General features: G+C 60.1%; 2 protein-coding genes. Both read right to left on the bottom strand.

The features are described from left to right. Positions 1-914: DNA polymerase III subunit beta (dnaN, locus tag A3754_RS00775; protein ID WP_063518584.1), on the bottom strand; the 914-nt coding region annotated here is incomplete at its 3' end. 51 nt (positions 915-965) lie between these two features. Then, positions 966-1,291, bottom strand: a 326-nt coding sequence (locus A3754_RS00770; protein ID WP_304439766.1) for a helix-turn-helix domain-containing protein, incomplete at its 5' end; no start/stop codon positions are given.

Below are 1,291 nucleotides of genomic sequence, written 5' to 3'. Positions count from 1 at the left end.
TCCTCTTCCGCTTCTTCCTGTTCCGGGTTGTTTGCCACGATCCGCAAGCTGCCCTCGGACAACTGCACCCGCACACCCCGGTACTTTTCGTTGGACAGAATGGCCACCCGGGCCAGCGCCTGACGCAGGGTTTCGCGGTCTGCAACCACTTTGCGCGAGCCTTCCTTGGGAATCACCCGGTCATACTCCGGGAACTTGCCATCCACCAGCTTGGAGGTAAAGGTGATCGCCCCCACCACGATGCGCACATGATTGCGGCCAATGGTCAGGCGAGCCGCCTCTCCGCTGTCGCCGAGAATGCGCGACAACTCCATCACCCCTTTACGGGGCAGGATCACGGAGGCTTCTTCAACCGGCGCGTCCAGCTCGGCGTCACACAGCGCCAGGCGGTGGCCGTCGGTAGCCACGGCACGCAGACGGCCCGGCTTCAGCTCGAACAACATGCCGTTCAGGTAATAACGCACATCCTGCTGCGCCATGGAAAAGGCAGTGCGATCGATCAGGCCACGCAGCACATCCGGCTTCATTTCCAGGCTGCTGCCTGCAGCATCTTCTTCCTGGTTGGGAAATTCCGAGGCGGGCAGGATAGACAGGGTAAAGCGGCTGCGACCGGAACGAACCAGCATGCGTTCGCCATCCACCTCAAAGCGGATATCGGCTTCCGCCGGCAGGCTCTTGGCAATATCCACCAGCTTGCGGGCGGGCACTGTGGTCTCACCGGGCTCCTGCTCACCTTCCAGCGGCAAGCGCGCCACCAGCTCCAGCTCCAGGTCTGTCCCGGTCATGGAAAGCTGGCCGTCGCCCACTTCCAGCAATACATTGGACAGTACCGGCAGGGTCTGTCGCTTTTCCACCACGGCGGCGACCTGCTGTAGCGGCTTGAGCAGTTGTTCTCTATTGATTGAGAATTTCATTGCGCTTTCCCGTTCTGGTTATTGGGTTTGCTCGCCACAGAGCCACCCCGATTAGGACGTCAATGTCCGTAACAGATTCTGATAGTCTTCTTCGATTTCCGGATTGGATTCCCGCAGCTGCAGCACCTTGCGACAGGCATGCAATACGGTGGTGTGATCCCGGCCACCAAAATTCTCACCGATCTCCGGCAGGCTGTGGCTAGTCAGCTCTTTCGACAGCGCCATGGCAACCTGCCGGGGCCGCGCCACCGAGCGAGTCCGCCGTGGCGATAGCAAGTCGTTGATCTTGATCTTGTAATACTCGGCCACGATGCGCTGGATATTGTCGATGCTGATTTGCCGCGCCTGCAGCGCGATCAGGTCCTTCAGCGCTTCCT

Source organism: Alcanivorax sp. HI0083, from assembly GCF_001635175.1.
The sequence above is the reverse complement of the archived record's forward strand: the minus strand, read 5'-3'. Positions and strand labels throughout refer to the sequence as shown.